Here is a 6,742-nt window from a genome sequence, read left to right on the forward strand (position 1 = left end):
ATCCATCTCGGCCTCGTCAGGGCTGGAAGTTTGCGATAGGTCGCGGGACATGAAGGAACCAGCCGATGGCCTATAGCATCAAGGAGATTTTCCACACACTGCAGGGCGAGGGCCGCAATGCCGGCCGCGCGGCGGTATTCTGCCGCTTCGCCGGCTGCAATCTCTGGTCCGGGCGCGAAGCCGACCGCGCGGCCGCGACCTGCCGCTTCTGCGACACCGATTTCGTCGGCACGGACGGGCAGGGCGGCGGCAAATTCACCGACGCCGCCTTGCTCGCCCAGGCGATCCGCGCCGCCTGGCCAACCCCGGCAATGGATCACGCTCTCGTCGTCCTCACCGGCGGCGAGCCCTTGCTCCAGCTCGATTCCGCGCTGATCGCCGCCCTTCACCGACACCGCTTCGAAATCGCGGTCGAGACCAACGGCACCATCGCCCCGCCGCCCGGCATCGACTGGCTCTGCGTCAGCCCGAAAGCCGGCGCCGATCTCATCGTCACCCAGGGCTCCGAACTCAAGCTGGTCTATCCGCAACAAGGCGCCGAGCCCGATCGCTTCGAATCGCTCGATTTCGCCCATTTCCTCCTGCAGCCGATGGACGGGCCGGACCGCGCGGCCAATACCGAGGCCGCCATCGCCTATTGCAAAACCCATCCGCGCTGGCGCCTGTCGATGCAGACCCACAAATATCTCGGCATTCCATAATGTTCGAACTCACCAAGGATTTCCGCTTCGAGGCTGCGCACACGCTGGACCGCCGGATCGACGCCGAACCCAGCCGGCGCATCCATGGCCATTCCTACCGCGCGGAGGTTTCGCTGCGCGGCGCGCCCGATTCGCACGGCATGGTGATGGATTTCGGCCTGTTCGGCGCCGAGCTCGCCCGGCTGCGCGACCGGCTGGACCATCGCTTTCTCGACGACATCGAAACAATCGGCCCCGCGACGCTGGAAAATCTCTGCCTCTTCATCTGGCGCAGCCTCGCGCCCGCCTGCCCGAATCTGGCGCGCGTCGCCGTCTTCCGCGACAGCGAGGGCGAATCCTGCGCCTATACCGGACCGGAGACCTGACCATGCCAACAAAAACCCATCGATTTCGGCTGCCTCCATCTGGTCAGACGCAAAGTCGGCACGCGGCTGTGCCTTCTGCTTTCTGTTTCCTGGCCGGCCAGAGGATCAGCCAATATCGGCACAAAGTCACCCATCATCCGACGGAGCAAATCAACCAAGCTGATTTTTACGCGCATGCCTTCTGGGGTCTGGTTCGTTCATGATGGGCTTCATAATGCGCAACACGCCAACACCCCCAACGTTTTCCAGCGGGAAATACACCTCGTGCGTTTTTGGATCGACTGCGACCGAGTGAGCGTCGCCGGCAAGGTAACTGCGGCCAAGCAGACGTAATTTATTTCCTTCAAGGTGGAAGACCGCGACAACGCCGCTCTCGCTCGCGACATATAGGCGCTGCAACCCAGCATCGAAAGCGAGCACGTCTGGACTTGATCCCGTTTTATGAATCGACAGGACGTGCATGGTGTTCATGTCCACGACCAGCAGCTTGGCATTGCCATCGCACGCGACGAACCCTAGCCGAGCCGGTGAATCCAGCAACAAGCTATGGTCGTCATTGCAGGCTTCCGGCAGACGATAGCGATGCACGATTTTATCGGTTCGAGGGTCGATCGCCACGATTTCGTCGCGCGTCTGCACATCGACAAAAACCTGATGGGTGACCGGATCATATTGCGAGTTACCGACCTCACCCCCCATTCTGATCGTCGCGACCCGCTTGTTCGTTCGCGTATCGACAACCGTCTCGGTTTGCCCGGCTTCGTCGGAGATAAACAGCTCATGCTCGCGTGGCGCATAGGTCATTCCGTCCGGGTACACGCCAGCCGGCGCATGCGCGATGATATGAAAATCGGTCTCGGAAATGACATCAACCCGGTTTTGGTCGGTCGCCGTTGCGAACACCTCATTGAGCGACGGAACCGCGAGCACGCCATGAACACCAGGAACACCCCTGATGTTGGCGACAACGCTGTTGGTGTGAAGATCGACCACCGTGACGATCCCGGACCCAAGATGCGCGATGAACAGCAGCCGACGCTGCGGATCGATCGATTCATAATCGAACCTATTTGGCTTGCCGGCCAATGGAATATCCGGATGCGCCTCCTTCAGTGGTAACGATGTCGTCGCCGCAACGCCGACGCCTGCGGTAAGCAGACACCCGAAAGCAAACGTACCAAGCATCCGCATTGCGGCAGATAGAACCGAGCTTTTCATTTCGGTGAGCTTCATTTGGCGGGGAGAACCACGAGTTCTCCGCTCATCCACGGTTTATGAAACTCGCAAGAAAACTGAAAAATCCCTACCTTGTCCGCCGTGAACGAAATTTTGACCGAAGAAAGCGGTGGGAGTGACTTGTTGATGCCGTAGGCCTTCAGGGTGAAGGTATGCCCATCGTCACCGCCCGACTCGAGGTTACGGATATCGATCACGACATGATCGTCCTGTCGTACGACGAGGGTATTCGGAGCAAAGCCATAGACCTCGCCAAATTTTGCTACCGCCTTCTTCTGATCTGGATTTTTCTTGGATACCCATTGCACCGTTTGCAGATAGAAGGTGCGCGTCGTTGCAGCAAAAGCCGGGGCGGAAAGTGCAAGCACCGAGACGAAGGCCAGTGCCACGCCGTTGATCTGGATTGTTCGCATGACGATTCCTTTCGTTTTCTGAATTTTATCCGCACTTTCTAAGTGACAATTTTCGGCGGCCAGCCATGGGTTTCCTCTTGGCGCTCCCGGCACCAGGCATAGAGCGCGTCGTAAACGACCATCCCATGCCGCAGCATCTCATGATCGTCGGGAAACATCGCCGAGAGTCCGAGTGAGATGGCAAAGAGTCCGGCTGCTTGTGGCGCCAGATCGAACCGTGCCGTGTCGGCGCCGCGCACCATCAGCGCGATCTGGTGCAATGCGGGATCGGTGAGCTGATAACGGGCCAGGAACGTGTCGAAGGAACAGAGGTCGCCGGCATGGGAAAGCTCGACCCCTGGGATATCGAAAGGGGTGGCGCCGGTTTCAGCAACCACTTTCATCACCTGATCGGGCGGAACGTAGAGAAACTCCGGCTCCTTGTCGATGAACCGAGCAATCAGCCAAGGGCAGGCTACTCGGTCGATTTTCGGTCGTTCGCGCGTGACCCACTTCATGACAACGTTCTCCTGATGGCTGTGACGGGCTTCTGGTGGTTCTATGGTCCGGGCCTGTTGGTCAGAGGCTCGGTAGGACCTGCCATGGCATGCCAAGCGGCCATGCCGCCCGCCAATTGCCGGGCATCGCAACCACGACCGCGAAGCGCGGTGACAACGTTGGCGCTCTTTTCGAAGCCATAGGTGCAGGTGACAATGATCGGCCGGTCCGTCGGCAGATCCTTGATCCAGGTTGCAACTTCGTCGGGCGTGCCGACGCGCGCACCCGGAATGGCGTCGTAGCGACGCGGACGATCCTCATCAGCGTAGACGTCGAAAATCAACACCGGTTCACTGCGATCGAGCAACGCTCTCAATGCGGTGGGGCCGATTTGATCCTCGCGCACTGAGATACCAGCCGTTTTCCGCCCGGTTGCCCGGCGGTAGCGGTCCTCGATACGTCCCCAATTGAGGTTGCCCAGGAACGCTTCGACATAGGCCGCAGCGTTTGCGCCAAAATCGATATGATAGGCGTGCTCATACATATCCAGCGCCAAAACCGGCACGCTCTCGGCCAGTACATGGCAATGATCGGCCGACCACTGGTTCGTGAGCCGTCCGAGCCGATCCGACCAGGTCAGCAGCACCCAACCTGAACCGCCGCCGAGCGCTTTACCCATGGCCGCGAACTCCGCCAGCCACTGGTCGACGGAACCGAAATCTCGCTCGAGCACTGCGGCGATTGAACCCGCCGGCCCGCCGGAGCCGCCCAGCCCCTCGAAATATGCCTCGTGCAGCAGCATCGAGTTGGCCGCGATGAGGCGTTCGCGGGCCAATCCGTTGATCTCGAACCCTGGCGCAGTCGTCCACCGCAGCAGGGCCATGCGCTGGTCAATGGCATTCAAGCGTCGCACCGCGCCGCCGTAGTTGTTCTCGTAGTGACTGACCAGCAGCCTGTCCGACAGCCCCTTCAGCTGCGGTGGTTTGAAGGGCAGCGGGGCAACCTCGACCGGCATGAGTGACCTCCCGAGCGTCGTTCCGATCCAACCCTACTCCCGGATGCATCATGATACAAGTGTTGTATAAAAATTTTGTGCGAGATACATATGCGCTATGATTACTATCGACGCTCGGGCGGCAGATCTCGCAGAAACCTGGCTGCTGCTGCTGCACCAGCTTCCGGCGAAGCCGGCGTACTTCCGCGTCAAGATCTGGCGCCGCCTGGAAAGCCTGGGAGCAGTTGCGGTCAAACGGGCGGCCTATGCCCTACCAGCGACCGAGCAAAGCAAGGAAGACTTTGCCTGGTTGCGCCGGGAGATCGTGGACGGCGGGGGAGAGGCCCTGGTGTGCGAGGCTTCCCTGATCGATGGGCTGACCGACGCCGAAATACGCGAGATGTTCAACGCCGCGCGCGATGCCGACTATCAGAAAATCGCGAAAGAGTTGCGCACTCTGGCGGCGGAGTTGACAAACCCGGCGACCGTCGACGCCCTGGCTAACGCGCGCTCACAGGTTTCGCGTCTCGCGTTACGCCATGCGCAGATCATCGCCATCGACTTCTTTGACGCCAACGGACGGCAGGCGGTCGATGGGCTGCTCGTAGCCCTGCAAGACAGGCTGAAGGAGGAACCTATGCCCAAACAAACAGAGGCTCAGCCCGCCCGCCCCGAGGACCTGAAAGGGCGCGTCTGGGTGACGCGGCAAGGCGTGTATGTGGATCGGATAGGCTGTGCCTGGCTGATCCACCGCTTCATCGATCGGGATGCTCAATTCCGGTTCGTGCCGGCGAGAGGATACAAGCCATCGCCGGGCGAGTTTCGGTTCGACATGTTCGAGGCCGAGTTCACCCATGAAGGCGACCGCTGCACCTTCGAGGTCCTAGTTGACCGGGCTGGATTGGCCGGCGATCCGGCGCTGCGCGCGATTGCTGAAATCGTCCACGACATCGATCTCAAGGACAGCAAATACGGCCGCGAAGAAACGGCCGGCATTGCCCGACTGATCGCCGGGATAGCGGCCCCGGATGCGCCCGACGAACAACGGATCGAACGAGGAGCGTCGGTGTTTGACTCTCTTTATGATTCTTTCAGCAGGAAACGTCGATGACCAACCCAGTTCACCCAACTGAGCCGGCGTCGTCGCCCACTAGCCCCATGCGCCGCAACGGCAGCCTTGCGGAGATCGCACGGTACTTCCTGCGCCTTGGTCTATTGGGCTTCGGCGGTCCGGTGGCCTTGGTCGGGCAGATGGAGCGGGAGTTGGTTGGCGAACGCGCATGGCTCACCAAGGAGCAGATGCGCGAGGCCATCGCCGTCTGCCAGACGCTGCCCGGGCCACTTGCCATTCAGGTCGGTATCTTTATCGCCTATCTCCGGACCGGGTTCTGGGGCGCCTGGATCGGTGGCTGGGCCTTCATCCTGCCCAATTTCGTGATCGTCGCCGCGCTCGGCGCGCTTTACGTCCATTTCGGCAGCCTGTCGCTGATGACCGCCATCTTCTATGGCGTCAGCCCTGCGGTGATCGCCCTGATCCTGCATTCCTGCTACCGTCTGGCGAAGCTCGGCATGGAGGGATGGTTGCAATGGACCATTGCGGCCGTGTGCCTTGCGGTGACCGTCATTCTCAAGGCGGAAGTTGCGCCGCTCTTCATCGGCGCGGGCATCGTCGGGATGCTGGCTTATGGCGATTTGGTCCGGCGGCGACCGCCTGGTGCATCGGTATTGGCGGTGGCACCAGCGGCGCCGGGACTTGCTCCCGGAGCGTCGGCGTCACTGCTCGGTAAGCTACTGTTCTTCTTCCTCAAAGCTGGTTCGCTCACCTTCGGCAGCGGTCTCGTCATCGTTCCGTTCCTGGAAGCCGGCGTTGTTCACCAGTACCATTGGCTTAACCCTCATCAGTTCCTGATCGCGGTTGCGATCGGCATGATCAGCCCTGGCCCGGTGGTGATTACGGCGACCTTCGTCGGCTATCTGGTCGCCGGCTTCTGGGGCTCGTTGGCGGCGACCGTCGGCATCTTCCTGCCGTCATTCCTTTACATTTTGATCGCCGCGCCGCTTTTGCTGCGCCACCGCGAAAACCCCAATGTCCAAGGCTTCGTCCGTGGAGCCTACGCGGCGGCGATCGGCACGATCCTGGGTGCCTGTATCCTGCTTGGACGGATCGCCATCGGTGACTGGCTGACCGCCCTCATCGGCTTCGCGTCTCTCGGCGTTCTCTTTCGCTGGAAGGTCAGCAATCCACTTCTAATCGGGGTAACGGCGGCAATCGGCCTCATCGCGTTTCCGATTCTGCAGCCTGGGTGGGTCTTTGTGAAATAGGGGCAGACAGAATGGTGAGGTTAATTCTTCTTGCTCGAAGACGACGCATCCGGAAACTGACCATCAAGATGCTTGCGGCCGGTCTGCGGTTGTAGCCCTCAAGACTCCCCTCATTTTCACACTGCCCCGAAAGTCTCGGCGAAGACGGGCAGGTCGGCGAGCATATCGGCGAATTTCTGGACCAGTGGCAGCAGGCGAGGCTCCGGCATGGTGGGGATGAGTTCGTATAGCATG

The 6,742-nt window shown here is 60.6% G+C and carries 8 protein-coding genes; 4 read left to right on the top strand and 4 right to left on the bottom strand.

The features are described 5' to 3' along the window. The first annotated feature begins 65 nt into the window (after nt 1-65). Entirely contained in the window at nt 66-701 is a 636-nt protein-coding gene (gene queE, locus AiwAL_RS16455; RefSeq protein WP_235705708.1) for a 7-carboxy-7-deazaguanine synthase, read from the top strand. Next, on the top strand, nt 701-1,066 hold the full coding sequence (locus AiwAL_RS16460; protein WP_235705709.1) for a 6-carboxytetrahydropterin synthase: 366 nt from the start codon (nt 701-703) through the stop codon (nt 1,064-1,066). The genes queE and AiwAL_RS16460 overlap by 1 nt, the downstream gene beginning before the upstream one ends. A gap of 150 nt (nt 1,067-1,216) precedes the next feature. Here AiwAL_RS16460 and AiwAL_RS16465 read toward each other — a convergent pair whose 3' ends face one another. From AiwAL_RS16465 to AiwAL_RS16480, 4 genes are read right to left on the bottom strand one after another with little or no spacing between them, the layout of a single operon-like run. After that, nucleotides 1,217-2,299: a YncE family protein gene (locus AiwAL_RS16465; RefSeq protein ID WP_262313095.1), complete on the bottom strand. Its 1,083-nt coding sequence runs from the start codon at nt 2,297-2,299 to the stop codon at nt 1,217-1,219. Then, on the bottom strand, nt 2,296-2,715 hold the full coding sequence (locus AiwAL_RS16470; RefSeq protein ID WP_235706186.1) for a cupredoxin domain-containing protein: 420 nt from the start codon (nt 2,713-2,715) through the stop codon (nt 2,296-2,298). Before AiwAL_RS16470 ends, AiwAL_RS16465 begins: the two co-directional genes overlap by 4 nt. A gap of 38 nt (nt 2,716-2,753) precedes the next feature. Continuing rightward, nucleotides 2,754-3,212: a chromate resistance protein ChrB domain-containing protein gene (locus tag AiwAL_RS16475; protein ID WP_235706185.1), complete on the bottom strand. Its 459-nt coding sequence runs from the start codon at nt 3,210-3,212 to the stop codon at nt 2,754-2,756. Nucleotides 3,213-3,253: 41 nt separating this feature from the next. Next, a complete protein-coding gene (locus AiwAL_RS16480) occupies nt 3,254-4,207 on the bottom strand; it encodes a Fe-Mn family superoxide dismutase (protein WP_235706184.1) in 954 nt (317 codons plus the stop codon). Between the two features lie 97 nt (nt 4,208-4,304). On the opposite strand from AiwAL_RS16480, the gene AiwAL_RS16485 reads away from it, so the two are divergent. Then, on the top strand, nt 4,305-5,297 hold the full coding sequence (locus AiwAL_RS16485; protein ID WP_235706183.1) for a chromate resistance protein ChrB domain-containing protein: 993 nt from the start codon (nt 4,305-4,307) through the stop codon (nt 5,295-5,297). Beyond that, nucleotides 5,294-6,508, top strand: a complete 1,215-nt coding sequence (chrA, locus tag AiwAL_RS16490) for a chromate efflux transporter (protein ID WP_262313096.1) — start codon at nt 5,294-5,296, stop codon at nt 6,506-6,508. The genes AiwAL_RS16485 and chrA overlap by 4 nt, the downstream gene beginning before the upstream one ends. Nucleotides 6,509-6,742 lie beyond the last annotated feature (234 nt).

It is taken from the genome of Acidiphilium sp. AL (assembly GCF_025499445.1).
GTDB classification, from domain to species: domain Bacteria; phylum Pseudomonadota; class Alphaproteobacteria; order Acetobacterales; family Acetobacteraceae; genus Acidiphilium; species Acidiphilium iwatense.

What these genes read in the sequence shown, in the direction of transcription:
- queE (WP_235705708.1), top strand. Translation starts at nt 66, where the DNA reads ATGGCCTATAGCATCAAGGAGATTTTCCACACACTGCAGGGCGAGGGC.
- AiwAL_RS16460 (WP_235705709.1), top strand. Translation starts at nt 701, where the DNA reads ATGTTCGAACTCACCAAGGATTTCCGCTTCGAGGCTGCGCACACGCTG.
- AiwAL_RS16465 (WP_262313095.1), bottom strand. Translation starts at nt 2,299, where the DNA reads ATGAAGCTCACCGAAATGAAAAGCTCGGTTCTATCTGCCGCAATGCGG.
- AiwAL_RS16470 (WP_235706186.1), bottom strand. Translation starts at nt 2,715, where the DNA reads ATGCGAACAATCCAGATCAACGGCGTGGCACTGGCCTTCGTCTCGGTG.
- AiwAL_RS16475 (WP_235706185.1), bottom strand. Translation starts at nt 3,212, where the DNA reads ATGAAGTGGGTCACGCGCGAACGACCGAAAATCGACCGAGTAGCCTGC.
- AiwAL_RS16480 (WP_235706184.1), bottom strand. Translation starts at nt 4,207, where the DNA reads ATGCCGGTCGAGGTTGCCCCGCTGCCCTTCAAACCACCGCAGCTGAAG.
- AiwAL_RS16485 (WP_235706183.1), top strand. Translation starts at nt 4,305, where the DNA reads ATGATTACTATCGACGCTCGGGCGGCAGATCTCGCAGAAACCTGGCTG.
- chrA (WP_262313096.1), top strand. Translation starts at nt 5,294, where the DNA reads ATGACCAACCCAGTTCACCCAACTGAGCCGGCGTCGTCGCCCACTAGC.